This window comes from Bacillus sp. EB600 (genome assembly GCF_024494385.1).
In the GTDB taxonomy this organism is placed as follows: Bacteria; Bacillota; Bacilli; order Bacillales; family Cytobacillaceae; genus JAEVLT01.
The window spans coordinates 62,302-88,701 of sequence record NZ_JAEVLT010000004.1 but is presented as its reverse complement, the minus strand read 5'-3'; the positions used below and the strand labels follow the sequence as shown (position 1 = coordinate 88,701).

23 protein-coding genes are annotated in these 26,400 nt (G+C 40.1%); 21 read left to right on the top strand and 2 right to left on the bottom strand.

From position 1 onward, the window contains the following. Window positions 1–211 precede the first annotated feature (211 nt). From JN080_RS06300 to JN080_RS06275, 6 genes are all read left to right on the top strand, one after another. The gene (locus JN080_RS06300) at window positions 212–1,096 is read left to right on the top strand and encodes a cation diffusion facilitator family transporter (RefSeq protein ID WP_256235076.1); all 885 of its coding nucleotides are present in this window, start codon (window positions 212–214) and stop codon (window positions 1,094–1,096) included. 86 nt (window positions 1,097–1,182) lie between these two features. Beyond that, complete coding sequence (locus tag JN080_RS06295; protein WP_256235075.1) at window positions 1,183–1,887, top strand: DsbA family protein; 705 nt, start codon at window positions 1,183–1,185, stop codon at window positions 1,885–1,887. A gap of 1 nt (window position 1,888) precedes the next feature. Next, window positions 1,889–2,299, top strand: coding sequence for a disulfide oxidoreductase (locus JN080_RS06290; protein ID WP_256235074.1), 411 nt, complete (start codon window positions 1,889–1,891; stop codon window positions 2,297–2,299). 160 nt (window positions 2,300–2,459) lie between these two features. After that, window positions 2,460–4,100, top strand: a complete 1,641-nt coding sequence (locus JN080_RS06285; protein ID WP_256235073.1) for a copper resistance protein CopC — start codon at window positions 2,460–2,462, stop codon at window positions 4,098–4,100. A 225-nt stretch (window positions 4,101–4,325) separates the two neighbouring features. Further along, on the top strand, window positions 4,326–4,928 hold the full coding sequence (locus JN080_RS06280; protein ID WP_256235072.1) for a cell wall hydrolase: 603 nt from the start codon (window positions 4,326–4,328) through the stop codon (window positions 4,926–4,928). Between the two features lie 233 nt (window positions 4,929–5,161). Then, on the top strand, window positions 5,162–6,304 hold the full coding sequence (locus JN080_RS06275; RefSeq protein ID WP_256235071.1) for an HAD family hydrolase: 1,143 nt from the start codon (window positions 5,162–5,164) through the stop codon (window positions 6,302–6,304). A 73-nt stretch (window positions 6,305–6,377) separates the two neighbouring features. On the opposite strand, the gene serA is transcribed toward JN080_RS06275, so the two are convergent. Next, window positions 6,378–7,988, bottom strand: a complete 1,611-nt coding sequence (serA, locus tag JN080_RS06270; RefSeq protein ID WP_256235070.1) for a phosphoglycerate dehydrogenase — start codon at window positions 7,986–7,988, stop codon at window positions 6,378–6,380. A 371-nt stretch (window positions 7,989–8,359) separates the two neighbouring features. Between serA and JN080_RS06265 the strand changes: the two genes are divergently transcribed. The 15 genes from JN080_RS06265 (at window position 8,360) to JN080_RS06195 (ending at window position 24,799) form a co-directional block, all read left to right on the top strand. Beyond that, a complete protein-coding gene (locus JN080_RS06265) occupies window positions 8,360–9,658 on the top strand; it encodes a homoserine dehydrogenase (RefSeq protein WP_256235069.1) in 1,299 nt (432 codons plus the stop codon). An 86-nt stretch (window positions 9,659–9,744) separates the two neighbouring features. Beyond that, window positions 9,745–10,659, top strand: coding sequence for a homoserine kinase (thrB, locus tag JN080_RS06260; protein ID WP_256235068.1), 915 nt, complete (start codon window positions 9,745–9,747; stop codon window positions 10,657–10,659). A gap of 168 nt (window positions 10,660–10,827) precedes the next feature. After that, complete coding sequence (locus JN080_RS06255) at window positions 10,828–14,079, top strand: winged helix-turn-helix domain-containing protein (protein ID WP_256235067.1); 3,252 nt, start codon at window positions 10,828–10,830, stop codon at window positions 14,077–14,079. A gap of 157 nt (window positions 14,080–14,236) precedes the next feature. Next, window positions 14,237–15,475, top strand: a complete 1,239-nt coding sequence (locus JN080_RS06250) for a substrate-binding domain-containing protein (protein WP_256235066.1) — start codon at window positions 14,237–14,239, stop codon at window positions 15,473–15,475. Between the two features lie 213 nt (window positions 15,476–15,688). Then, a complete protein-coding gene (locus tag JN080_RS06245) occupies window positions 15,689–16,447 on the top strand; it encodes an ABC transporter ATP-binding protein (RefSeq protein ID WP_256235065.1) in 759 nt (252 codons plus the stop codon). Next, entirely contained in the window at window positions 16,440–17,147 is a 708-nt protein-coding gene (locus tag JN080_RS06240; protein ID WP_256235064.1) for an ABC transporter ATP-binding protein, read from the top strand. Before JN080_RS06245 ends, JN080_RS06240 begins: the two co-directional genes overlap by 8 nt. Before the next feature lie 16 nt (window positions 17,148–17,163). Beyond that, complete coding sequence (locus JN080_RS06235) at window positions 17,164–18,024, top strand: branched-chain amino acid ABC transporter permease (RefSeq protein ID WP_256235063.1); 861 nt, start codon at window positions 17,164–17,166, stop codon at window positions 18,022–18,024. A gap of 7 nt (window positions 18,025–18,031) precedes the next feature. Next, a complete protein-coding gene (locus tag JN080_RS06230; protein WP_256235062.1) occupies window positions 18,032–19,033 on the top strand; it encodes a branched-chain amino acid ABC transporter permease in 1,002 nt (333 codons plus the stop codon). Window positions 19,034–19,045: 12 nt separating this feature from the next. Continuing rightward, a complete protein-coding gene (locus tag JN080_RS06225) occupies window positions 19,046–19,225 on the top strand; it encodes a hypothetical protein (protein WP_256235061.1) in 180 nt (59 codons plus the stop codon). A gap of 96 nt (window positions 19,226–19,321) precedes the next feature. Next, window positions 19,322–20,224: an intracellular short-chain-length polyhydroxyalkanoate depolymerase gene (phaZ, locus tag JN080_RS06220; protein ID WP_256235060.1), complete on the top strand. Its 903-nt coding sequence runs from the start codon at window positions 19,322–19,324 to the stop codon at window positions 20,222–20,224. After that, window positions 20,221–20,961: a 3-oxoacyl-ACP reductase FabG gene (fabG, locus tag JN080_RS06215; RefSeq protein ID WP_256235059.1), complete on the top strand. Its 741-nt coding sequence runs from the start codon at window positions 20,221–20,223 to the stop codon at window positions 20,959–20,961. The genes phaZ and fabG overlap by 4 nt, the downstream gene beginning before the upstream one ends. A gap of 238 nt (window positions 20,962–21,199) precedes the next feature. Beyond that, complete coding sequence (locus JN080_RS06210; RefSeq protein WP_256235058.1) at window positions 21,200–21,700, top strand: Lrp/AsnC family transcriptional regulator; 501 nt, start codon at window positions 21,200–21,202, stop codon at window positions 21,698–21,700. Beyond that, the gene (locus JN080_RS06205; protein WP_256235057.1) at window positions 21,697–22,863 is read left to right on the top strand and encodes an aminotransferase; all 1,167 of its coding nucleotides are present in this window, start codon (window positions 21,697–21,699) and stop codon (window positions 22,861–22,863) included. Before JN080_RS06210 ends, JN080_RS06205 begins: the two co-directional genes overlap by 4 nt. A gap of 221 nt (window positions 22,864–23,084) precedes the next feature. After that, window positions 23,085–24,257, top strand: a complete 1,173-nt coding sequence (locus JN080_RS06200) for an LL-diaminopimelate aminotransferase (protein WP_256235056.1) — start codon at window positions 23,085–23,087, stop codon at window positions 24,255–24,257. An 86-nt stretch (window positions 24,258–24,343) separates the two neighbouring features. After that, window positions 24,344–24,799 (top strand): SRPBCC family protein, encoded by a 456-nt coding sequence (locus JN080_RS06195; protein ID WP_256235055.1) that lies wholly within the window; start codon window positions 24,344–24,346, stop codon window positions 24,797–24,799. 234 nt (window positions 24,800–25,033) lie between these two features. On the opposite strand, the gene JN080_RS06190 is transcribed toward JN080_RS06195, so the two are convergent. Then, window positions 25,034–26,395, bottom strand: coding sequence for a PFL family protein (locus tag JN080_RS06190; RefSeq protein WP_256235054.1), 1,362 nt, complete (start codon window positions 26,393–26,395; stop codon window positions 25,034–25,036). Window positions 26,396–26,400: the final 5 nt, after the last annotated feature.

Sequence of the window (26,400 nt, the reverse complement as noted above, 5' to 3'; positions counted from 1 at the left end):
AATGAAGAATGATTTGTCAAAAAAGGTCGCATTTTTCTCAAAACCAACTTATTTGCCAGAATATAAAATAGTTTTAAATGGTCTAAAATCCTTTATTCGGTAAAAAATTTTTCCCTAGACTCACCCAACTTTTGTTTGTTAAGATCTTTAAGTATGGTTTAAGGTTAGAAGAACCTTCTATTTTTGTGTGCTTTTCTTGAGGTGAGTGAATGTGGAAACGCGTGAAGCTATATCGAAAAAGGTATTATTGATTAGTGCTTACAGTAACGCTGTATTGGCAATTGGAAAGATCATCATAGGCTGGTTTGGAAATAGTGATGCCGTTTTTGCTGACGGTATTCATTCGGGTACGGATGTTTTTACTTCAGTCATTGCCTTGTTTATCATCAAGATTTCAAATAAACCTGCGGATGAGGACCATCCATACGGTCATGGGAAGGCTGAGGTAATATCCTCAGGAATCGTCGGGATATTGTTAATCCTTGTTTCCTTTTATTTAGGCTATGAGGGACTAATCGGCTTGATTGAACCGTTTCAGGCTCCGAGCATCCTAACTTTATACGTAGCAATTCTGTCGTTTGGAATTAAGCAATACCTTTACCGGTTTTCACTGAAAAAGGCAAAGCAATTTAAGAGTAAAGCGATCGAAGCAATCGCTCTGGATCATAAAGCGGACATTGCTGCATCGTTTACAGCAGCAATCGGAGTTGTTCTTGCTCATATTGGTTTAACGATGAATAGCAGCTGGTTACTTTATAGCGACAAAGTCGCTAGTATAATAGTCGCAGTATTAATTTTGAAAATGGGGGTCGGGATATTGGTGGAATCATTTAATATTTTGCTTGAGCGGAATATAAATGGAGATGTTCTCGCCGACCTTAACAAAATAATCGCTCAATTTAAAGAAGTAAAAAGGGTTGATAAAGTCCGGGCAAGAGAACATGGACACTACATAATGGTTGATGTGAGAATATCCATTGATCATGACAAAACGATAAAGGAAGGACACGATCTTGCCACAGAAATAAAATTTACACTAATGAAAAAGTATACTAATATTGAAGAAGTGTTAATTCATTTAAATCCCTATTATTAAGAGCAAAAGCGCGAGCGCCTGTTTAGAAAACCCATGGACTGGAGCTGGACGCAAAATAACAGTAAAATATTGAGGTGTTGAAAGGTATGGCAAATAGCAACAATCATTCTAAAAAAGCTTCTAATTCATCCTCGAAGTTTGTTTTCTGGATGATCGGTTTAGTAGCTGTGATTATCATTGGCTTCATTTTTTTAGGCAACCATCAAAAACAAGACAATACAACCCAGCAGGCAAAGATTGATTACACCAATCAGCCATATCAAGGTAAAAGTTCAGCACCCGTTTCGATTATTGAGTTTGGGGACTACAAATGTCCAAACTGCAAAAATTTCAACGAGACAGTTATCCCAATCGTTAAACAAGAGCTTGTCGATACAGGTAAGGCGAAATTATATTTTTTCAATGATTCCTTCATTTATAATGATTCAATCCGTTCAGCAAAATTTGCTGAGTCCGTTTATGCAGTACTTGGAAATCAAACATTTTGGAAATTCCATGATCTTTTGTATAAAAAACAGCCTGAAGACAGCAAATATGAAAAAATGGATGTTTATGACGAGAAATTTCTTACCGACACTTTAAAAGAAGTTGCTAGTGATGAAGATGTGAACAAGGTCGTTCAGGACTTCAATGCAAAAAAATCCGATGCCGCCTGGCAAAAGGATATGGACCTTGCTGCGAAGCTAAATGTCACGGGAACACCAACCATTTTTGTAAATGGAAAACTGTTTGATGGAAAGACGATTGATGACTTAAAAAATATGGTGGATCAAGCAGCAAAGGAGAAATAACATGAATAAATCTTTAGTACTCTCCTGGCTTGCAGCCATCATCGCAACTTTGGGCAGCTTGTACTTTAGTGAGGTACTTAATTTTATCCCTTGTACACTTTGCTGGTATCAGCGGATTTTTATGTACCCATTAGCAATTATTCTTGGGATTGCTTTTTATCGAAACGATCAGGGGATATTCAGATACACGTTGCCGCTCTCTATTATCGGAATGATTATCTCTGGGTATCATATTGCCTTGCAAAAAATACCCTATCTCCAACAGTTTGAAATGTGTAAATCAGGAGTGCCTTGCTCAAAGGATTACCTGAATTGGCTCGGCTTTATTACGATTCCGATGATGGCCTTTACTGCTTTCACCATTATTACAATCTGTCTAGTTATTCTTGCAAGGAATAACAGAAAAAACTAAAACAAAACAGAAAACATCATCCAGTTTCTACTGGGTGGTGTTTTTTTAGGCTTATTAGATATAACTAACAATATTATGTTGTTTATATTGCTGGAATTTCGTATGATGAGAAAAAAGATAGAGAATTCTATGAAACTGCTCTTACGTAGAAGGGTGAGAAATGAAATTTTATAAGCAAATATTCCTGTTTATACTAACAATCATAATCGTGGTCTTTTCCTTCCCAGCCTTATCTTCAGCACATGCTTATATAATAAAATCTTTCCCCGCTGACAACCAGAATCTTAACCAGCCTCCGAAGAAAATAAGCATTGAGTTCAATGAGGAAATTCAACCAGCCTTTTATTCTTTTCATGTCTTCGATCGGAATGGAAAACGAGTTGACAAAGGGAACGGTCATATTCGCAATAATAATTCAAGAGTTATTGAAGCGAGTTTAAAACCTGGCCTGCCGGCTGGAATTTACAATATAAGCTGGAAAGTAGTGTCCGGCGATGGACATCCAGTCGATGGTGTGATTCCGTTTGAAATCGGAAGTGCTAGTAAGAATAATCCAGTCCTAAAGTCAAAAACAACAGGATATATCCCACATCTTGATCTCATTATCATTCGGTGGGCTCAGTATATTAGCAGCTCGATTTATGTAGGTATGCTCTTTTTTTATCTATGCATTTTACCAAGAGGGAGCTTACGGAGCGCTTCGATAGAGAAGCGTTACCGAAAAATAGTCAACTTTGCATACATTTTGTTATGTTTAAGTATTTTAGTAAGTTTACCATTACAAGCTGTGATCCAAGTTAATTTGTCCTGGATGGAAGTATGGAATCCTTCCATATTAAAGGCTCTATTACTAAATTCTTCGTTTGGAAAGGTTTGGCTGGTTCAATTTACGGTGCTTGTTTTATTAGCCATCTTATCCTCTCGTTCTTTTGCTAAAAAAAGTCCATTATCCTTATGGATATCTTTTGTCCTAGGCATTAGTTTACTAGCAGGAAAGGCGATAACTAGCCACGCATCTACGGCAACAAATAAGTATCTAGCGATCACAATGGACACATTACATTTGGTAAGTGCATCTATTTGGATCGGAAGCATCATAGCAATGGTGACCTTACTACCTTTGCGGAAGAAAGAGGAAGGAAAAGTTTTCTTCAGGGGCTTGATTCATTTATATTTTCCGTGGGGAGTGTTAACGGTACTTGTTTTAGCGGCTACCGGTGTTTATAGCAGCTTTTTGTATGTCCCAACCTTCAACTCGCTCTTTCATACGAATTATGGGAGGCTGTTAGTTGGAAAGGTGATCCTCTTTGTTATCTTGCTTGTATTTGCATTCCGGAATTCTTTAAAAGGAAGAAAAGGCAGTGGATATGGCTGGAAGGCTTTACTATGGGGGGAAGTTATAACGGGTTTCGTTGTTTTAGCGGTAGCTGTTATTTTAACAAATCTACCAACAGCCATGTCAGCCCCTGGTCCATTTAATGGAACAAAAACGGTGGAAAATAATCATACCATTTCCTTAAAGATCGGGCCAAATGTTAGCGGGCCAAATAGGTTTAATGTTATCGTAAAAGATAATAATGGAAAGCCAATAACGAATATTGAACAAGCGTCCCTTACGTTCACTTCAAAAGAGATGGACATGGGTGAAAATACGATTACGATCCAAAAAGTGAAAAATGGTCAATTTCAAATTCAAGGAATGTATCTTAACATGGCTGGTCGCTGGAATGTTCATGTACACGTTCTAACTAGGTCGTTAGACAGTTTAGATACTGATTTTTCGGTTCCTGTAGGTACGTAATCTTCCTGAAATGTTGTGTAATAAAGCAGTTGTAATCTGGTATGTTTACTATTTTTTAGGGAAAAATGCAAGAGCGGTAGAAAATCCCATTTGCTAGAGAAATAGCTTAGTAGCAATATATCCAGCAATCTCCTTTTTTCATTCCATATTTTGGTCAATGAAAGAGTATGTTACAGCTGATAGCCTAGTAGTATAGACAACAGGACAACTACTAGGAGGTAACACATGAATAAATTTAAAAAACTAGTAATTGCTACTGGGTTAATTTTATCAATGTCAGCATTAACGTTGAATATTAAATCAGAAGCAGCAACAACAACACACAAAGTACAATATGGTGAAACATACTGGAAGGTTGCAACAAATTACGGAGTACCTGTAAATACTTTAATGGCAGCAAATAATGCAACTAGTTCTGCACTCAATGCAGGAGCAAATCTAGTAATCCCTAATTCTCCTATTTCAGCAGCAGATAAAGAACTAATGGCACGACTTGTTCATGCAGAGGCAGTAGGAGAACCTTACGCTGGGAAAGTCGCAGTTGCAACGGTCATTTTAAATCGAGTAAAAAGTCCCGACTTCCCGAACTCAATCTCTGGAGTCATCTATCAAATTTCGAATGGACATTATGCATTCACGCCCGTCCAGGACGGTCGGATTAATCAGCCAGCAGATGCTGCTTCCAAAAAAGCAGTTAATGAAGCAATAGCTTTTAGTGGAAGAGGTAATGGATCTTTATTTTTCTATAATCCTCGAACTTCAACAAGCTCTTGGATCTTATCCCGTCATGTGGTAGTTACAATTGGAAATCACCGTTTCGCAAGATAATGGTTAAGGAAGTTAGTCCAGAAAAGGGCTAGCTTTTTTCTATATTATAAACTGAAACCTTTATTTCACTTCTCAAAAAGATGTCAATTATTCTCAACTTACAGCAACCGGAATTTTCGGAAATTTTTTTTCTTCTCATCGAGGATTATTTCATTTATAGTAATAGTATTAAATAGAAGCGAATTTCTATAGTGAATGAAAGTGTGAAAGCAATAGAAGAAATGAGGAAGACTATGATTAAGACAATCTTGTTTGATGTAGATGGTGTTCTGCTTAGTGAGGAACATTATTTTGATGCGTCCGCACTGACAGTTTGGGAAATGTTGATTAGTAAAAATTACTTAGGATTGATGCCAGACCAGTTCAAAACGAACTATAGTGAAACTGAAATTGCCGCAATTAGGGAGAATGTATTTAACAATGATACTGTTTTAGAGCTGCAAAAATCACGCGGCCTTAATGCAAATTGGGATATGATCTATTTAACGTTTTGTTATCAGCTCATCCATCTATTATCACAAGTAAAAGAATCAGAATCCAAGCAAATTGAACAGTGGCTGGGGAAAGAAATTAATCGAAAAGCTTTGTTAGAAATAGCAGCAGTTTTAAGTAAATATACTGTGACATTAAACTTTGGGTTATTTAATGAAGATTTTCAAAAGTCAGCAGAAACAAAGCAGGGCTTAATGGACCATCTTAACGTTCTAGCTTATGAAAAATTAGGAATTGAGACGACTGTTTTTTCCGGAAAAGGTGCGCTCTGGTCTGAATGTGAGCATGCTTCCCAGGAATGGTATGTTGGTGATGAACACATAGTGGCATCAACAGGCAGACCATCCGTGCAGCTTGGCAAAAAAGGTTTCTTGGCCAATGAAGCGACGACATGTCCTTCACAAGAAATGGGCAAATTATTTCAATACCTGATTAATATGGGGATTTCAATTGGGATTGGGACGGGCCGCCCAGAGCTTGAAACCGTTCAGCCATTCATCCATTTAGATTGGCTAAAATATTTTGATGGTAATCATATTGTTACTGCGGATGACGTATTGAAGGCAGAAAATGAAGTTCCAAAGGGTATGTCCCTTTCCAAACCAAACCCATTTACGTATGTGATGGCATTGCTGGGTAAACAACATACTTCTTCAGAGTGTATTCAAACAAAATTACCTCTTGAAAAGGGTAATGAAGTTTTAATTGTTGGTGATTCATTAGCAGATTTATTGGCGGCAAGAGAAATGGGTTGCCTGTTTGCAGCGGTATTAACAGGTTTATCCGGACAGGATGCCAGGAGTGAGTTTGAAGAGAATGGCGCGGAATATATACTTGATACAGTAGTAGAGGTTAAAGATTTGGTTGACTCATTTAAGGATTAAAAAAGGGATTGCGAATTTGTTCGCAATCCCTTTTTTGGAACATAACAAAATAGATTTTTTACAGCTACCTGTCTTAATCCGGAAAGACTGAATCAGCGTTTTCTAATTCAAGAACTTGCGCTTCTTCTAAGCCTTTGATTTTCGTAAGAGCGTCAATGACTCCAGCATCTAACGTTTTATCAAGAGTTAATACCATGAGTGCTTCCCCGCCAACTATCGTTCTGCCTACCTGCATTGTACCAATATTGATTTGGTAATCGCCTAAAAGTGACCCAACTTTACCAATCATGCCCGGTATATCTTGGTGTTTAATATATAACATGAATTTCTCAGGTCTTACATCAATGCGGTAGCTGTTAATTTTCACAATTCTTGCTCCATAACCATTTAGGACGGTTGCGCCAATAGTGGCAGTATGGCTTCCACTTGATACGGTTAACTCCATATAATTGGCAAAACCTATATTAGAGGCATTCTTTTGAACATTGTAGGATACCCCCTGCTCTTTTAAAAGGTGGAAAGCATTAATAAGATTGACAGAGTCGCTTAAATGGTGGGATAGGACTCCTTTAACCATTGTCCGGGTTAATAAATCTGTATCTTCTTCGATCAGTTCACCGAAATAATTTATTTCAATCTTCTTAGGCGCCATTTTCAATAATGGAACAACCAGCTTTCCAATCTGTTCACCAAGAAGTAAATATGGCTTCATTTTTTGTTGTGTCTCACCTGACATTTGCGGCATATTGACTGCATTTGTCACTGATTTGGTTTCAAAAATGTCAATAATTTCTGCACTAACCTCTTGTGCTACCTTTTCCTGTGCTTCAATCGTTGAGGCACCGAGGTGGGGTGTCACGATAATGTTAGGATTTTCAAGTAATTCCGGATCTGTAACAGGTTCCTTAGAGAAAACATCAAGCGCTGCTCCAGCGACATGTCCCGACTGGATTGCGTTAACCAAGGCTTTCTCGTCAATAATTCCACCGCGGGCACAATTGATAAAGCGCACGCCTTTTTTCGTTTTGTTCAGATAGTCTTCATTGATTAAATTTCTTGTCTCATTTGTTAATGGAGTATGAAGGGTAATAAAGTCAGATTCGCGGGCAATCGTATCCAGGTTTGCTTTTTGGATACCTAATTTCTTTGCCCTTTCTGAAGAAAGATAAGGATCATATCCCAAAATGTTCATACCAAAGCTTTTCGCCCGTTTTGCAACCTCTGTTCCGATTTTACCCATCCCGATAATACCCAGGTATTTTTTGTACAATTCAACACCTTTAAAGGAGTTGCGGTCCCAGACCCCGCCCACTGTAACTTTATAAGCCTGGGGGATTTTTCTTGCCAGGGCAAGCATCATCGCCAGCGTATGTTCCGTAGCGGCAATCGTGTTGGCCCCTGGTGCATTAATAACAATAATTCCTTTTTTTGTTGCCGCATTTACATCAATATTATCGACACCAACACCAGCTCTGGCAATCACATGGAGCCGGCCAGCGGTTTCGAGAAGCTCACTTGTTACTTTGGTTTGGCTGCGGACAATCAGGGCATCATACTCACCAATAATCTTTGCAAGCTCTTCTATTGGCAAAGTTGGCTGCCGTACAATAATAAAGTTTGGATGGTTATAAAGACTTTTTAAACCGGAATCGCTAATTCCGTCGGTTACTAACACTTTATACATAGTAAAATCCTGCCCCCCTTGGCCCGCTTTGTTATAGTAGTGATAAATCATTTTGATTTGTGAAAAGTTTCTAAACTTATTATAATATACTTGATATTTTGAAAAAAGTAACTCAGTATTTTAGTTGAATATACAGGATTTTCTACAACCAGCCTTTCGAGATTGTAAATACTTACAAAGAAGTAATTCAATAAAGCTTATTCAAAATATTTTTAAAAATGGTAAATCTACTTATATTAATATAGTAAGCGATTGCACGTTCTTTAGATGATTAAATTGACTATTGAAAAAAAACAAAGAGAGTCATATAATGTCTACTATATATAAACAATTGTTCATGTTGGATAGACAAATAGTTTGGAGGGAAATTTGTGAAAGCTATTTCGATTGGTTTACTTGGATTAGGAACGGTTGGTACTGGAGTAGTGAAAATCATTAACGATCACCAGGATAAATTAATGCATCAGGTAGGTTGTCCTGTTGTAATAAAAAAAGTACTTGTTCAAAGCTTGAATAAATCGCGTAGTGTGGATGTGGACCCAAACATCCTAACAACTAGCTCTGAGGAGATTTTAGATGATCCAGATATCGAGGTTGTTATCGAAGTAATGGGTGGTGTGGGGATTACGAAAGAATACTTATTAAAAGCTCTAAGCAAGGGAAAACATGTTGTAACAGCCAATAAGGATTTAATGGCACTTCACGGCTCAGAGTTATTAAGGGTTGCTTCGGAAAATGGCTGTGATCTATTTTATGAAGCAAGTGTTGCAGGCGGAATCCCTATTCTGAGAAGTCTCGTCGATGGCTTGGCATCTGATCATATAACAAAAATGATGGGGATTGTAAACGGGACAACAAACTATATCTTAACAAAGATGAGCAAAGAGGGCCGTGCTTATGAAGAAGTTCTAAAAGAAGCTCAAGAACTTGGATTTGCTGAGGCTGATCCAACTTCAGACGTTGAAGGCTTAGATGCTGCACGAAAAATGACGATTTTAGCGACATTAGGCTTTTCGATGCATATTGATTTAGCAGATGTCCGAGTAAGCGGAATTTCTCAGGTTACTGCAGAGGATATCAGCTATGGAAAACAGCTTGGCTATACAATGAAACTAATTGGCTATGCCAATCGTAAAGGTGAAAAGGTAGAGGTTAGTGTTCAGCCAACATTTTTAGCTGATGACCATCCGCTCGCATCTGTTCAAAATGAATATAATGCGGTTTACGTCTATGGCGAAGCAGTCGGTGAAACAATGTTTTACGGTCCCGGAGCCGGCAGCCTGCCAACGGCAACATCAGTCGTTTCCGATGTTGTAGCCGTCATGAAAAATTTGCGATTAGGAGTGAACGGTCGCAGCGCAGTCACACCGCAATATCCGAAGCAGCTAAAAGATGATTCAGAGAAATATGCGAAATACTTTATCCGCCTCCATGTACAGGATGAAGTGGGTGTATTTTCCGACATTACAACTGTTTTTGCCAAGTATGGTGTCAGCTTCGAAAAAATACTGCAGCTTCCGGTTAAGAAAAATGAGGTAGCTGAAATTGTTCTAGTTACACACCATGCTTCCTTTACGAATTACCAGGCCATTTTACAGGAACTTAGGGATATGAACGCAGTGAAGCAAATCAAAAGTTCGTACCGGGTAGAACGAGGAATTAAGTTATGAGATGATTAGGGCAAGTAGAAGTATTGCTCAGCTGGTTTAAATAGCAAATAATAAGTTATCGAATATATAAGGGGAGTTGTCAAGCATTGAACCCGAATGAACGATATTTAATAAAGGTACCTGCCAGCAGCGCCAACCTGGGACCTGGCTTTGATTCAGTAGGGATCGCAGTCAATCTGTTTTTAACTCTAGAAATAGAGTTAAACGATAAATGGCTTATCCGCTCTTTAAATGAGGAACTAAGCCACTTTCCAACGGATGAGAATCATTTTATCTGCAAGGTGGCCAAAAAGACAGCTGAAAAGTATCAGAAAACCTTACCAGCCTGCAAAATAACGATGGAAAGTGAAATTCCATTGGCAAGGGGGCTTGGATCCAGTGCTGCAGCGATCATTGCTGGGATTGAACTGGCCGATTTAGTGGGGGGACTCGGATTAACAAAGCAGGAAAAGCTTGAGCTTGCAACTGAAATGGAAGGACATCCGGATAATGTGGGTGCTTCTCTTTATGGTGGACTGGTCGTTGGCTGCTATCAAAACAACGAGGTTGACCTCATCTCATTTTCCACACTATCCTTTGAAATGGTGGCAATGATTCCGCACGAAACATTATTAACAAAGGTTTCCCGCCAGGTTTTACCTGAAACATTTGCCTATAAAGAGGCGGTCCGGGCTTCAGCAACGAGCAATTTATTAATTGCCGCCCTTCTAAAAGAAAATTGGACTCTTGCTGGAAAAATGATGAAGTTAGATCTTTTTCACCAGCCGTATCGTCGTTCACTGATTCCTTTTTATCAGGGAATTGAGGAAGCAGCGAAAGGCCATGGGGCATTTGGTATTGCGTTAAGTGGTGCGGGTCCTACTGTTCTGTGCTTTACTGAAAAGGGCAGTGGGGAAAACCTAGCACGATCCCTGCAACAGGAATTTAAAGAAATGACCGCAAAAATGGTGAGAATTGAGAATAACGGCAGCAGTGTTTGTAAACTGGAAAAAGTTTTATAGCAGAACAGGGTATAGAGTAGCAAAAAATACGAATTGAACCGGATCTTCTTGAGGATTCGGTTTTTATTTTGACGAAACCAACATAAATATAGTAATAAGATTACTTTCTATTCTGACATATGGTAAAATAATCTAAAAATTAGGAATATTTAGGAGAGGAATTATTCCATGATGCTGCCGATTATCCAGTCAAAACTGCAAATTCCAGTTGTTAAAGACGAGTATATTAGGCGCTTGATGCTGACAAAAAAAATGAAAAAAATCCCCGAATACCCATTGACGATTGTTCATTCCGGGGCGGGTTATGGAAAAAGCACCGCACTCGCACTATTTATGAGGGATGAAAAAATAGCAGGATGCTGGTATTCTGTCTCATCAATGGATGATGACATTCTACCTTTTTTAGCCTATTTCATTCATGCGATTCGAAAAGTAGTCCCTGACTTTGGAAGAGAGCTATCGGCTTATATTGAGACAATGGACAAGTATATTCGCGATGAGGAAATCAATCTGCTATGTTCGTTATTTATTAATGAGGTTCTGACTGTCCAGACTAAGATTATCTTAATTGTAGATGATTTTCACCAAATTGAGCACTCCTATACGGTTAACAGCTGGATGGAGCAATTGCTTACTCATATTCCTTCGAATTTACATCTTGTGATTTTAAGCCGGAGCCGTCCTAAATGGCGGGAACTATCAAAAATGAAGGTATCCGGACAATTATTAGAAATTGTCAGAGAGGATTTGGTGTTAACCATTGAAGAAGTGGATTTACTGTTAACTGATCTATTTATGTTAACGGTTAATCCCGCCCAGTTGCAAATTATCTATCAAAAGACAGAAGGATGGATTATTGCACTTTGCATGCTTGCCCAGCAAATGCCATTTGTAAAAGGCATGGCCAATCTTTCCGAATATTCCTCCCATTCACTCCAAGATTTATTCCAATACTTAGTAATGGAAGTGTTTTCAAAACAGCCTCCAATGATCCAGCAGTTTTTAGAGCAAACCTCCATTTTTGAGGAAATTGATGAAGAAATGTGTAGTCAAGTAATTGGAATCAGTGGAGTTTCTAGTATGCTTGAACAACTAAAGGAACGTAACCTATTTCTCCAAAAGGTGGGAATGAAGAACTACCGGTACCATGCATTATTTAAAGAGTTTTTAGAAAACCAATTCGAGAATAACCATCCAAGTCTTTTTGCTGCTCTCCATGAGAAATGCGCACGTATTTTTGAGAAAAAGGAAAAGTGGGAAGAGGCTCTTTATCACTATCGAAAAATCAATCATTATATGGCGATTGGTTCCATTCTCCAGCAACAAGGAAGTAAGCTGATTAAAAGCGGCAAGCTGGAAAGCTTATTTGAGCATTTAAAGTTGATTCCCGAAGCAGATATGGAAGTGGATGATCAGCTTTTGTACTTGAAGGCGGAAGTTTATCGTTATCGGTCAAACTATTTAGAGGCTGAGGAATGTTATCAGAAAGCTTATATTGGTGCGAAAAGAAATGATGATGATCTGGGAATGAGTAAGGCACTTGAGGGAAAAGCAAAGATTTATTTGGATACCATTCAGCCTCATACAGCAGAAAAACTGTTGTATGAAGCAATTTCACACCGGGAAAAAAGTTTAGAAGGCTCAGATGAAGAAATGGGTAGATTATATCAACTCCTGTCTGAAAATCTACTAAACTTAGGGAAATCCTCAAATGCAGAGAAATGGCTGCAAAAAGCAAAGCTGTTAAATCGACATGATATCGATGGAAATTTAGAGGCAAGATTATATTTAAGAACCGGTCGATTTAGCACAGCCAAGAAAATCCTTCAAGCGAAGACTCAGGAAGTAAAGGAAAGCAATCTAACTTTATTGCCGCAATCCCATCGGGAAACAGAGCTATTATTATCATTAATCGAAGCGTTTACTGGCGAAGGGGTTAATGCAAAAGCTCTGGCACAGGAGGGAATTCAGCAGGGTATCCGGTTAAAGGCTCCCATGGTAGAGGCCTGCGGGTGGATTCGAATGGGTCATGCTGTTCAGCTTTTGCACCAATATGAATCAGATTTGGCAAAAAAATGCTATGAAACAGCACTGGGAATTATGGATCAGCTTAGTATCAGTCGAGGGAAAGCAGAACCATTAATGGGCTTATCGATTCTTTATGGTATGAAGGGAGACTATGAACGGGCGATGGAAGCAGGGAACAAAGCGCTTCAGGAGACAGAAAAGGTTAGCGATATGTGGCTTTCCGGTTTGATCACCCTATCGATGGGAATCACGTCTATTTACCATGATCAATGGCCGAAAGCATTTACCCTGCTAGAAAAAACCGAGTCATTGTTTCAGCTTTGTGAAGATACGTTCGGTCAAATGCTTAGTAAATTTTGGTTAGCCTATCTTTTTTATTTGGAAAAGGAGCAAGCCTTGTTTAAAGTAGCAGCGGGTTCCTTTTTAAAGCTGGTACAGGTCTATGAGTATGAATTCTTTTTCTCGAAGCGGTCTTTGTTTGGTCCACGGGATCTCCAAGCTTTTATCCCACTATTGATTGAATGTACAAAGGCAGATGTTGAAAAATCATATGTCATAAAGATCCTACAGGATAGGGGAATCACTACCTTTGATACTCATCCGGGCTACTCGATTAGAGTTCAGACATTAGGCGAATTCAAAATCTGGCTGGGTGATAGGGAGGTTGCTGATAAGGCCTGGCAAAGAGAGAAAGCAAAAGAATTGTTTCAATTATTGATTACACAGAATACGTTTATTCTCAAAGATGAAATTACGCAAATGCTGTGGCCCGAACAAGAAAAACAAAGTGCCGATCGAGACTTTAAAGTAGCATTAAATACGCTTCAGCATGTTTTGGAACCAATGAGGAAGGCCAGAGCTGCCCCTTTCTTTGTGATCAGGGAGGGAATGTTCTATGGACTAAATCCTCTTGCTGTCATAGAGTTGGATACGTTTCATTTCCATGAATTGATTCAAAACGGTCTAAATGAAACCGAGCAGGAAGCGGCAATTACTTATTTACAAAAAGGCCTTTCCCTCTATCATGGAGAATATTTGCCAGAGCGGCGTTATGATGACTGGTGCATCAGTAAACGTGAGAGCATGCTTGTTTATTTCTTACGGGGAGCAGAAAAAATGGCTCACTTAAGTGTTCGGAGTGAGAATTATGAGCAGGCAATTTATTGGTGTGAAAAAATTATCGAGCGTGACCGGACCTGGGAGGAAGCCTACCGATTGATCATGTATTGCTATTACAGGAAGAACAATCGTCCCCAGGCAATGAAATGGTACAAAAAATGTACAGATGTTTTGGAGGAGGAGTTGGGTGTGACACCGCTTGAGCCGACAAGGCATATGTACGAAATGATTATTGAAGCAAGGGAATATATAGATCAAGTTGAACAGCCTTAAATTAATAGGGCTGTTTTTTTTAATGTCTAGCACCCGCGCTGTACTTCGCTAAACGGATGCTTCAGCCTTTTGTAACTTTTTTGTAACTTGACTCTCTTATGATGAATTCAAAGCTTTGATAGATTTTTTAACAAACATTTTAAAAGGGGGAAAAAGGGTGAAGGTCTATACACGAAAAGCAGTTTTATTCTGTTTACTTATTTTTACAATTGTTTTAGCTAGTGCTTGCGGTACTAACAAAACGGCATCAGATCAGAAGGATGGGAGCGGAAAACAGACAGAAAACTCCCAGCCAATAAAAATTGGGGTGCTTGCCTCAAAGACAGGCGCATTAGAATCCTATGGAAAACAAACCTTGCGCGGCTTTGAGCTTGGACTCGATTATGCAACAAATAACACGATGAAGGTTGATGGCAGAAAAATTGAATACATTATTGAAGACACGGAAACGAAACCAGATGTAGCCGTTCAAAAAGCGACAAAGCTATTAGAGGAAGACAAGGTTGATTTTCTTGTCGGTTCATCCAGTTCAGCTGATACCCTGGCTGTTATGCCACTTGCCCAGGAATATAAAAAAATAATGGTCGTGGAACCAGCTGCGGCTGATAGCATTACAGGCGCCGACTTTAACAAATATATTTTCCATTCAGCCCGCAACTCTTCCCAGGATGCTGTTGCCGGTGCGGCAGCAATTGCTAAAAAGGGCGTAAAAATTGCTACCCTTGCACCCGATTATTCCTTCGGACGGGATGGAGTGGCAGCGTTTAAACAAGCTGCCGAGAAGCTTGGCGCACAGATCGTCAGGGAAGAATATGCAGCTCCTACTGCAACCGATTTCACTTCAAACATTCAAAAAATCATCGATGCCAAGCCTGATTATTTATTTGTTGTTTGGGCCGGGGCAAACTCTCCTTGGAAACAAATAGCGGATATGAAGGTTCAGGAAAAGGGTATTAAAATCTCGACAGGCGCACCGGATATCGCTGCCTTATCAACAATGGCCCCGCTTGTTGGGATGGAAGGCTTCACCGTTTATTATCATGATCTTCCTAAAAATAAAATCAATGACTGGCTTGTGAGTGAACATAAGAAACGATTTAATGGGGAAGTTCCTGACTTATTTACTCCAGGTGGTATGAGTGCTGCGATCTCGATTGTTGAGGCTCTCAAGAAAACAAATGGCGCTACCGATGCTGATCAATTGATTAAAACAATGGAAGGCATGAGCTTTGGAACACCTAAAGGGAAAATGACCTACCGCAAGGAAGACCATCAGGCATTGCAATCCTTGTACGCAATCAAGTTGGTGAAAAAGGATGGAGTGTCCTATCCGGTTCCCGTCCTCGTCAGGGAATTAACACCAGAAGAAACAGCACCGCCAATTCGTAATAAATAAGCTGGTCTATTTAAGGGAAATTTGGTTTGGCGAAATAAATGACCAGTTTGGCGAAATAAATGAAATTTTGGCGAAATTAATGTCTGGATTGGCGAAATTATTCTCAAAACGGCAAAATTCTCATCGAAATTGGCGAAATAAAGGAAAATGGGGGGCAATGGCCCCCTGTTTCCCTCCTTTAAACTATGTAAAAATCACAGGCGGTGAACGTAATTGACAGCCCTAATTGAAACAAATGATTTAACAATAACCTTCGGCGGGCACACCGCGGTCGATTCAGTTGATTTTTCTGTTCCTGAGAAACATTTCAAATCGATTATTGGACCAAATGGGGCCGGAAAAACAACCTTTTTTAATTTATTAAGCGGGCAATTAACTCCCTCAAAAGGAAAAATCTTTTTCCGTGGAAGGGATATTACCAAATTATCCGCTACGAAAAGAACGAGAGCAGGAATTGGCCGATCGTTTCAAATCACCAATGTGTTTCCAAACTTAACCGTGCTCGAGAATGTCCGGTTAGCGGTTCAATCACAGGCAGGCGTGCGCTATCAAATGCTCAAACATTATAAGCGCTACCCCTGGTTTGAAGAAAAAGCGTTGGAGTGGCTCACAATGGTACTGTTAGATGATAAAAAGGACTCCACAGCGGGCAGTCTCGCCCATGGAGAAAAGCGGAAACTGGAAATGGCAATGCTTCTAGCCCTCGAAACGGAAGTGCTGTTATTAGACGAACCAACTGCCGGGATGTCACTTGAAGAGGTACCGGCGATTTTAGAGGTGATTCGCAAAATCAAGGAGCAGGGAAAGCGAACGATTATTTTAATAGAACACAAGATGGATATGATCCTTGATTTATCGGATTCGATCATGGTTCTTTTTAATGGCAGATTGCTAGCCGATGGAACTCCGGAGAAAATTATGAAAAATGAAACTGTCCAGTCTGCTTATTTAGGAGGTTTATACAATGAGTAGCCTGCTCGAGCTTCAAGAAATCGAAACGTATATTGGGCAATACCACATATTGCAGGGTGTCACACTCCAGGTCAAAAAAGGGGAGGTGACCGTCCTTCTCGGCCGAAATGGGGCAGGGAAAACTACGACATTAAAAACGATTATGGGGCTGACACCGGCAAAAAAAGGATCAATCCTTTTTAAGGAAAAGGCGATTGGGCAGCTGCCAACCTACAAGATTGCCCAAAAAGGGATTGGTTACGTTCCTGAGGACCAAGGCATATTTGCTGGACTCACTGTTGAAGAAAATATGAAAGTAGCGATCCAAAAAGAAGATGAGCAAACCTTGGGCAGAATGGACTGGATTTTGAATCTCTTTCCTGATTTAAAGCGATTTTGGAAAAAGCAAGGCGGCTTTTTAAGTGGAGGTCAAAAGCAAATGCTTGCCATCGCCAGAGCCTATGTTAATGAAAATGAGCTGTTACTAATTGACGAACCAAGTAAGGGCTTAGCACCAATTATGGTTGAAAAGGTCATTGAATCGATTTTACAAATAAAAGAGCAAACGACGATCGTGCTAGTGGAACAAAATTTTATGATGGCAAGTACGATTGGAGATTGTTTTTACATCGTTGATGATGGCCGGACTGTGAGTCATGGCACAATGAAGCAGTTAAAAGAGGATGAGGAAATGAAGCGGAAATATCTCGGAATTGCCTAGGAAAGGGGGAAAGCAGTTGGACCTCTTAATGAACCTAACCATTAATGGATTAGCAACAGGTATGCTGATTTTTTTATTAGCAGCAGGTTTGACGCTCATTTTTGGGCTGATGGATGTCCTGAATTTTGCACATGGCGGTCTATTTGCCTGGGGAGCGTACAGCGGAATCTGGATCTTTACCAAAACAGGCAGTTTCCTAATTGGAATTGCAGGCGCGATTATCGTTGGTTTTTTATTGGGTATTTTAACAGAAAGGTGGATTATAAAACCTGTTTATGGAAATCATGTCCAACAGATCTTGATAACACTTGGATTTATGCTTGTTTTATCAGAATTACTCAAGGTTGTTTGGGGACCAAATCAAATTATTGCTTCTCCTCCGGACTATTTAAAAGGAAGCTGGGAACTAGGCGGGGTTCTCATTATTAAGTATCGGGCTTTTATTATTTTCATTGGGCTGGTTGTCTTCGGACTTGTTCAGTATATGCTGAAAAAAACAAAAATCGGTCTTGTCGTTAGAGCGGGAGTCATGAATAAAGACATGGTTCAGGCACTGGGAATCAACATTCAAAAGGTTTTTATGTATGTGTTTATGATTGGTTCTGGAATGGCTGCACTTGGCGGCGTCCTTTTCGGCCCATATTCCGGTGTAATCAATGCCGGGATGGGAATGGATTTTGCGATTCTGGCATTTATAGTCGTTGTGATCGGCGGGATGGGGAATTTCACCGGTTCCGTTCTGGCAGCCATCTTGGTTGGTTTGGCCAGTTCCTTTCTGGCTTATTACGTTCCTGATTTATCACTAGCGGTTAATATGCTTTTAATGGCAATTGTCTTAATTGTAAGACCACAAGGTTTATTTAGGGTAAAGGGGTGAGAAAACAATGTGGATGAAAAAACATCGAATTACCTCCGTCTACTTCGTTATTGTTGCTTTTCTCTTCCTTTTGCCATTCGTTTATGAGTCTAGAAGTCTATTGATTTTGTTAACGCAAATTTTTATTTTTTCCATTTTAGCAATGAGCTATGACCTGTTATTAGGCTTTACCGGAATCGTATCATTTGGCCATGCCATGTTTTTTGGAATAGGCGCCTACTCAATGGGAATTTTTATGAAGAAATTCGAACCGACGTTGTTATCCTTTACGTTTGCTGTGCTGACCACAATTGTCATCACTGCAATCGTCAGTTGGATTGTCGGTCTGCTTACACTCCGCTTGAAAAGCCACTTTTATGCCATGTTGACCTTGTCGTTATCGGGTCTAATGTTAGTCTTAGCTGAAAAATGGCGGACATTAACGTTCGGAAATGATGGTTTTACGTTCCGCGTCCCAGAATCGTTTATTGATCGCACCAATTATTATCTTCTTTGTCTTTTCGTAATGATTGCCGTATTTATTATTTTAAAGAAATTTACGAATTCTCCGCTTGGGAGAGTGCTCCAAGCCATTCGTGAAAATGAGCAAAGAACAGAATCACTCGGATTTCAGGTCCTGCACTATAAGGTTGCTGCAAGCGTCGCAGCAGGGGTTTTGGCCGGTGTTGCCGGCATCCTTTACGCGATCTCACTACGATTTGTGAATACAAGTGTTTTCTCAATGGACATCACTTTGGATGCCTTATTAATGACGATCATTGGCGGGGTCGGAACATTGGTTGGGGCAATCATTGGATCCGGTTTAATCGAATTTGCCCATTATGGGCTAACGGAATTAGCGAAAGAGCATTGGATCTTTGAACGCTGGATTATTTTCTTTGGAATTATCTATATTTTGGCTGTAATCTTTTTCCCACAGGGCATTGTCGGAACCTTTAAAAATTTGAAATGGAATCGAAAGAAGCACCAGGCTACCAAGAACAAGGAAAAGGAAAACCTAGTAGGATAGGGGGGAGTTTCAATGGAATTAATGCCTATTGTCTCCTTCGTAGTCCGTTTTCAACTAGCGGGGGAGGAACAAGGGGTGGGGAAAAAGCAGTGGCGTATTAAAGTAACCCATGTCCAACAAGAACAGGAATTTCTATTTGAATCATTCGAAGAAGCGATGGCCTACATGGGGGAAGTGATGGAAAATTCCTAGCAGGGTAGTTCAGCTTTTTACAGATTGGTAGAGTGAGTATGGAAATTTACGTGTCTAGTGGGTAGATAATGACGAAAAAGTGGAGAGGGTGAGCCCATGTTTGAGATAAGGATAAAGGAAGTACAATTACCAAACGGTGAAACAATTGCTTACCGTGAGCGAGAAGGCGGCGATAGGAAGGTATTACTCATTCATGGAAACATGACATCCTCTAAGCATTGGGATCTTGTTTATGAAAACATGGCACCTGAGTTTAAAATTTACGCTATTGATCTGCGTGGATTTGGAAACTCAAGCTATCAACAGCCAATTCAGACCATAAAGGATTTCGCAGACGATGTAAAATTATTTGTTGATGAAATTGGCCTTGAAGATTTTTCTATTATTGGCTGGTCCACCGGTGGTGCTGTTGCGATGCAATTCGTTGCCGATTATCCGGGGTATTGTAACAAATTGATCCTGCTAGGCTCTGTATCAACTAGGGGTTATCCATTTTATGGAAAAACCAGTAATAATCAAGATACACACAGAGTACAATCGTATAAAGAGATTAAAGACGATTTGACTCTAATAATACCCGTTCAAACTGCTTATGACAGGGGGGATACGGAGTTTTTATCATGGATTTGGAGTACGGTGATCTATACAAAAAATCAGCCGAAACCAGAACTCTATAACCAGTATCTCCAGGATATGCTGACACAAAGGAATTTGGCTGAGGTTTACTTTGCACTTAATACGTTTAATATCAGCCATCATCACAATGGACTTATTGAAGGAAATGGTAAAGTCGATCAGATTCATGTTCCCGTTTTAGTATTGCGAGGAGACCGGGATCTTGTTATTTCTGCTGATATGAAAAATGAAGTAATGGAAGACTTTGGTGCTAAAGCTCGTTTTGTTGAGCTAAAGGATTGTGGTCACTCACCACTTGTTGATGATTTGGATCAACTGTTAACCGTTATAACCAAATTTTTGATAGAAGAGGTGGAAAAATGAGATTACAAGATAAAGTGGCAATCATTACAGGAGCAGCAAATGGATTAGGGCTTGCAGCGGCTGGAACTTTCGCAAGGGAAGGAGCCAAGGTTGCTTTAACCGATTTTAATGTGGAACAAGGGAGGCTGCGGGCAAATGAGTTACGGGAAAAAGGCTATGATGTTACCTTTTTTCAAGTAAATGTAGCTGATCGTGCAAGCGTTGACAAAATGGTTAGCAATGTCATCAAAACATATGGTGGAATTGATATCCTTGTGAATAATGCTGGAATTACAAAGGATGCAATGCTGGCAAAGCTAACTGTTGAAGATTTTCAAAAAGTTCTTGATGTTAATCTAACAGGGGTTTTCCATTGTACCCAAGCAGTTCTACCTTCCATGCTGGAGAAGGGCTGGGGAAGAATTATTAGTACCTCCTCTGTTTCAGGAGTTTATGGAAATGTAGGTCAAACGAATTATGCTGCTACAAAAGCGGGTGTTGTTGGGATGACAAAGACATGGGCCAAGGAGCTTGGACGAAAAGGAATTAATGTCAATGCTGTAGCACCTGGCTTTATGGAAACAGCGATGACTGAGAAGGTACCTGAGAATATTCTTGATCAGATTAGAAAAACGATACCGCTCGGAAGACTAGGAAAGCCTGAGGATATCGCCAACGCCTATCTCTACTTAGCCTCTGATGAATCAAATTATGTGAATGGAACGGTTCTCCATGTTGATGGCGGTATTATGATGTGAATTAGAAAAGCGGCTGAAATTCTTGCCGCTTTATTTTTTTTGCAGGAAATTAATGCCTGTTACAGAACAGATGCATGAATTTATTTGAGGAATTGGGAATTAACTATAACAGATCAAGAACTTATTTGATATAATGGTATATGTTTATTGTCATACTTGTTACGAGGTATGTATAATACATTCAAGAATGAGTGTGTTTTACAATTAAATGCGAATTGCCACAAGGAGGATTTTCCCAATGCACTTAAACGAACAGGAATTAGAAGTGCTGAGCATTATTGAACATAACAGCCGAATTGAACTGCAGGACCTAGCAAAAATGACAAATTTATCAGAAGAGGAAATTGGCTCAACCTTAAAAAAACTTGAGGATCAGCGTATAATTGTCCGCTATTCAACGATCATTAATTGGGCAAAAGTAGACGAACATACTGGGGTAACAGCGATGATTGAAGTAAAAGTTACTCCTAAAAGAGATGTTGGCTTTGAAGAGGTTGCCAAAAGAATTTACCGTTTTAAAGAAGTACAATCTGTGAATTTAATGTCTGGTGCCTATGATTTGGCGGTGTTTGTCGAAGGAAGTTCAATGAATGAGATTGCTAAGTTTGTCTATGAGAAGCTTTCGACAATCGATTCAGTTGTCTCAACTGCAACTCATTTCATTTTGAAAAAATATAAACATGACGGTACGATTTTTGAAGAAACCGATCAAGATAAACGGATTGTGGTGTCGCCATGATTAAAACTTCTTATGTTTCCAAAAAGGTGCAAGGATTAAAGCCTTCCGGGATCCGGCGCTTTTTTGACTTGGCTGCTAACATGGAAGGGGTTATTTCCCTCGGTGTAGGCGAACCGGATTTTGTTACTTCTTGGACAATCAGAGAAGCAGCCATCCATTCGCTGGAGGAAGGCTATACTACTTATACGGCAAATGCCGGTATGCTTGAATTAAGAAAGGAAATTTCCCGCTACATGGAGCAGCGGTTTAACATTTCCTATGACCCTGATAACCAAATTATTGTCACTGTTGGAGGGAGCGAGGCATTGGATCTAGCGCTGCGGGCGATCATTGATCCGGGCGATGAAGTGATTGTCGTTGAGCCTTGTTTTGTGGCCTATGCACCGTTGGTGACGATGGCAGGAGGAAATCCTGTCACCGTACAAACACGTAAGGAAAATGATTTTAAGTTAATGCCGGAGGAACTGGAGGCAGCGATCACACCGAAAACGAAGGCGATGCTGATCTGTTCGCCAAACAATCCTACCGGAACACAGCTTGGCAAAGCAGATCTTGAGAAAATCGCTGAAATCGTCAAAAAACATGATTTGCTCGTTATTTCTGATGAAATTTATGCGGAGCTTTCTTATGATGAGGAGTTCACCTCGTTCGCAGCAATCAATGGATTGATCGAGCGAACAATTCTCATTAATGGATTTTCAAAAGCCTTTGCCATGACAGGCTGGCGCTTAGGCTTTGTGTGTGCTCCAAAGGAAATTTCTGAGGCAATTTATAAAATTCATCAATATGGAATGATGTGCGCTTCCACGATGTCTCAGTATGCGGGCATAGAAGCGTTGAAGCATGGCAGGCCGGAAGTAGAAATGATGAGACAAAGCTATCGCAGAAGAAGAAATTATATTGTTAAATCTTTCAATGAAATTGGCATGGACTGCCATAATCCTGGCGGAGCTTTTTACGCTTTCCCGTCGGTTGCAAGAACAGGCTTATCTTCGCAGGAATTTGCTGAAAAGCTTCTGATGGAAGAAAAAGTTGCCGTTGTCCCTGGAGATGTATTCGGTGAAAGCGGCGAAGGACATGTGCGCTGCTCATACGCATCCTCAATGGAACAGCTCAAAGAAGCTATCACAAGAATTGACCGGTTTTTGAAGAAATTTCAATAATAGTAATATAATGAAAAGAGGGCCGATTTAAAAGAAATCGGCCCTCTTTTCATCGTCTAGTTTCAGCACCCGACGACTAGTGTACTCCGCTAAACGGGCGTTTATGCTTTTGTTCTTTTCATCCATGATGAAAAGTAAGGTTAATAGTCACAATTTTCTATTTTAAGATATCTTTATTGTTCGAAAAGAGGTATGATTGAAAAAAAATGGAGGGAAATGCCGTGAATATCGTTGCATCAAAGAAACTTCAAGCCATGACAGGAAGTATTTTTACAGAAGTGGCTGATCGGAAGCGTGAAGCCATTAAACAAGGTATAGATGTTATTGATTTAAGTGTCGGAAGCCCAGACCTTCCACCATCACCTGTTGTCGTCAAAACACTGGTAAAATACACCGGTGACCCGACAAAATACGGGTATACTTTAACAGGTATAGCTGACTTTAATCATGCAGTTTGTTCTTTTTACAAAAATCGATATTCCGTTGAGCTGGACGCGGCCACAGAGGTACTTCAGCTTATGGGTTCACAGGACGGTCTGGCACATTTAGCCACTGCTTTTATTAATCCTGGCGATTATGTGCTTGTCCCAGACCCTGGTTATCCAATCTATGAGGATAATGTCATTCTTGCAGGGGGCATTATTTATCCAATGCCATTATTGGAAGAAAATAAATTTTTGCCTGTCCTCGATGAAATCCCATTAGAGATTTTAGAAAAGACAAAAATGATGATTATCAGTTATCCTGGGAATCCAGTAACAGCACTCGCAGATAAAGGTTTCTTCGAACAAGTTGTCCAATTTGCCAAGAAGCATAACATTTTGGTCGTGCATGATTTTGCTTATTCTGAATTGATCTTTGATGGAAATCCCCAGATCAGCTTTATGTCTGTTCAAGGGGCAAAAGAGGTTGGGGTTGAATTTAATTCACTTTCGAAAACATTTAATATGGCAGGGTGCAGGATCGGTTATGCTGTCGGAAATCCAGAAGCACTTACCATCCTGAACTCGTTGAAGAGTCATGTTGATTATGGAATTTTCTATCCTATTCAAAAAGCGGGGGAAGCAGCTCTTATGTCGGATTATTCAACACTTCAGGAACAGGTAAAGGAGTATGAGCGCCGCCGTGATGCCCTGATAATCGGACTAGAAAAAAGCGGTTGGCAGGTTGCAAAATCTCCTGCAACGATGTTTGTTTGGGCAAAAATACCGAAGGGCTGGAAGTCTCGGGAGTTTGCATTTGAATTAATTGATAAAGCAGGTGTTGCCGTTGTTCCTGGAGATGCTTTCGGAAAACTTGGTGAAGGCTATGTAAGAATTGCCTTAGTTCAGCCTGCTGAGCGGCTTACTGTGGCAGCAAAACGGATTCAGCAATTTCTTTATCTAACAAATTAAATTGATGAGGAAAGTTATTCTTCTTAAACAACCTATCATGATCATATAACATTAAAAAGGCCTTCTAATCTGGGAGGTCTTTTATATTGGGGAAAGAAGGAAATACAATGCCAAGTGGAATGCATCAGGAGATTATTGACTTGCCGATTGAAATGATATGGAGTTTTGTAAAGGATATGGATCATTGGGCACCGTTAATCCCAGGTTATATTTCACATAAAAAGTTTAATAACCGACAATCAACTTGGGAGTTTTATCAGGATCTTGGAATCATTAAAAAGAAAATCAGTTTAATGGTAACGATTAGGGAGTGGATCCCTCCCACTAAAGTAACTTTTGATTTAAAGGGATTAAATGAGAAGTTTTCCGGAAATGGATATTTCCAGGCTGAAGCGCTCGACAAAAATAAAACAAAAATAACTGGTTATCTGGAGATTTTAGCTGAAGGAGCGATGGGGAAGGTTGTGAACAAGATTTTAAAAACATCAATTCCGAAAACCGCCCAAGAAATGACAACGGCGATTGCAGAAAAATTCAAATAAAAAAGGTCAGTTCCTAGCGCTTTAGCACGGGAACTGGCCTTTTTTTTAAAAGAGAAGAATGTAGTAACTTTTGCTTTGAGAAATGTCTAGCTTCAGCTCCCAGCGACTAGTGGACTTCCCGCTCCTCCCTACGATAAGTCAACATCGAATCGCTAGCGCGCTTCGTGTTTCCTTTATCTCAGTCAGAGCGGTCCAGTCCATACTTCGCTAAACGGTCGCTTCCGCTTTTCTAATTTAATTGATTAATGCTTGCAGAGGTGCCGGTATTCTTCCGGCACGATTGATCATTTTTTCTGAGCTGTATGGATTAACGCCCATTACTGGCGCCCTGCCAAGGAGTCCGCCAAATTCAACCATTTCTCCTTCTTTTTTACCAGGGACCGGTATAACCCGAACTGCAGTTGTTTTTTTGTTTATCATTCCAATTGCTGCTTCATCTGCAATAATCGCAGAAAGGGTGGCAGGTGTAACGTCCCCCGTTAAAGCAATCATATCTAAACCAACGGAGCAAACACATGTCATCGCTTCAAGCTTGGACAAAGTTAGAGCACCGTCGACAACCCCGCGAATCATTCCGTTATCTTCACTCACAGGGATAAATGCTCCGCTTAAGCCGCCAACATAAGAGCTTGCCATTGCACCGCCTTTTTTTACTGCATCATTCATAAGAGCAAGGGCTGCAATTGTTCCGTGCGTTCCAACGCGCTCCAGGCCGATTTCCTCAAGGATATCAGCAACACTGTCATTTACAGCATTTGTTGGTGCGAGTGAAAGGTCCATAATTCCAAACGGAACACCTAGCCGTTCAGCAACCACGCGGCCAATCAGTTCGCCCGCCCGGGTAACTTTGAAGGCTGTCTTTTTGATAATGTCTGAAACTTGGCCAAGATCTACAGATGGATGGCGCTTTAACGCATTCAAGACGACACCAGGTCCGCTTACACCAACATTAATAACCACTTCTCCTTCGCCGGCACCATGAAAGGCTCCCGCCATAAAGGGATTATCTTCAACAGGGTTGCAAAAGACAACCAGCTTAGCGCAGGCAATTCCGTTTTGATCCCTAGTTAATTCAGCTGCATCCTTGATAAGAAAGCCAAGCGTCCGAACAGCATCCATATTAATTCCAGTCCTAGTGGTTCCAACAGATATGGATGAACAAACCCGCTCTGTCACACTAAGTGCAGCTGGAAGGGCTTGCAGCAAGGTTTCATCTCCTTTTGATAGACCTTTGTGAATTAACGCAGAAAAGCCACCAATAAAATCAACACCAAGATTCTTCGCAGCCTTATCAAGTGTTTTGGCTAGTTCAATTGTTTGCTCTACGGTTGCATTACCGAGAATTTGCGCAATTGGTGTAATAGAGATCCGTTTATTAATAATCGGAACTCCAAATTCCTGTGAGGTTTCTTCTGCTACTGATTTTAAATTTTTGGCGTACTTAGTGATCTTTGTATACACGTTATTCTTCATTTTTTCAAAATCAGAATCAGCACAGTCGAGAAGACTTATTCCCATCGTAACCGTGCGAATATCTAAGTTTTCCATTTGCACCATACGGATGGTTTGGAGTATTTCATCCATTGCAATCGGCATATGTA

Excerpts from the sequence above, each read along its gene's own strand:
- JN080_RS06295 (WP_256235075.1), top strand. The coding sequence starts at position 1,183 with ATGGCAAATAGCAACAATCATTCTAAAAAAGCTTCTAATTCATCCTCG.
- JN080_RS06290 (WP_256235074.1), top strand. The coding sequence starts at position 1,889 with ATGAATAAATCTTTAGTACTCTCCTGGCTTGCAGCCATCATCGCAACT.
- JN080_RS06285 (WP_256235073.1), top strand. The coding sequence starts at position 2,460 with ATGAAATTTTATAAGCAAATATTCCTGTTTATACTAACAATCATAATC.
- JN080_RS06280 (WP_256235072.1), top strand. The coding sequence starts at position 4,326 with ATGAATAAATTTAAAAAACTAGTAATTGCTACTGGGTTAATTTTATCA.
- JN080_RS06275 (WP_256235071.1), top strand. The coding sequence starts at position 5,162 with ATGATTAAGACAATCTTGTTTGATGTAGATGGTGTTCTGCTTAGTGAG.
- serA (WP_256235070.1), bottom strand. The coding sequence starts at position 7,988 with ATGTATAAAGTGTTAGTAACCGACGGAATTAGCGATTCCGGTTTAAAA.
- JN080_RS06255 (WP_256235067.1), top strand. The coding sequence starts at position 10,828 with ATGATGCTGCCGATTATCCAGTCAAAACTGCAAATTCCAGTTGTTAAA.
- JN080_RS06240 (WP_256235064.1), top strand. The coding sequence starts at position 16,440 with ATGAGTAGCCTGCTCGAGCTTCAAGAAATCGAAACGTATATTGGGCAA.
- JN080_RS06230 (WP_256235062.1), top strand. The coding sequence starts at position 18,032 with ATGTGGATGAAAAAACATCGAATTACCTCCGTCTACTTCGTTATTGTT.
- JN080_RS06225 (WP_256235061.1), top strand. The coding sequence starts at position 19,046 with ATGGAATTAATGCCTATTGTCTCCTTCGTAGTCCGTTTTCAACTAGCG.
- phaZ (WP_256235060.1), top strand. The coding sequence starts at position 19,322 with ATGTTTGAGATAAGGATAAAGGAAGTACAATTACCAAACGGTGAAACA.
- fabG (WP_256235059.1), top strand. The coding sequence starts at position 20,221 with ATGAGATTACAAGATAAAGTGGCAATCATTACAGGAGCAGCAAATGGA.
- JN080_RS06210 (WP_256235058.1), top strand. The coding sequence starts at position 21,200 with ATGCACTTAAACGAACAGGAATTAGAAGTGCTGAGCATTATTGAACAT.
- JN080_RS06205 (WP_256235057.1), top strand. The coding sequence starts at position 21,697 with ATGATTAAAACTTCTTATGTTTCCAAAAAGGTGCAAGGATTAAAGCCT.
- JN080_RS06190 (WP_256235054.1), bottom strand. The coding sequence starts at position 26,395 with ATGCCGATTGCAATGGATGAAATACTCCAAACCATCCGTATGGTGCAA.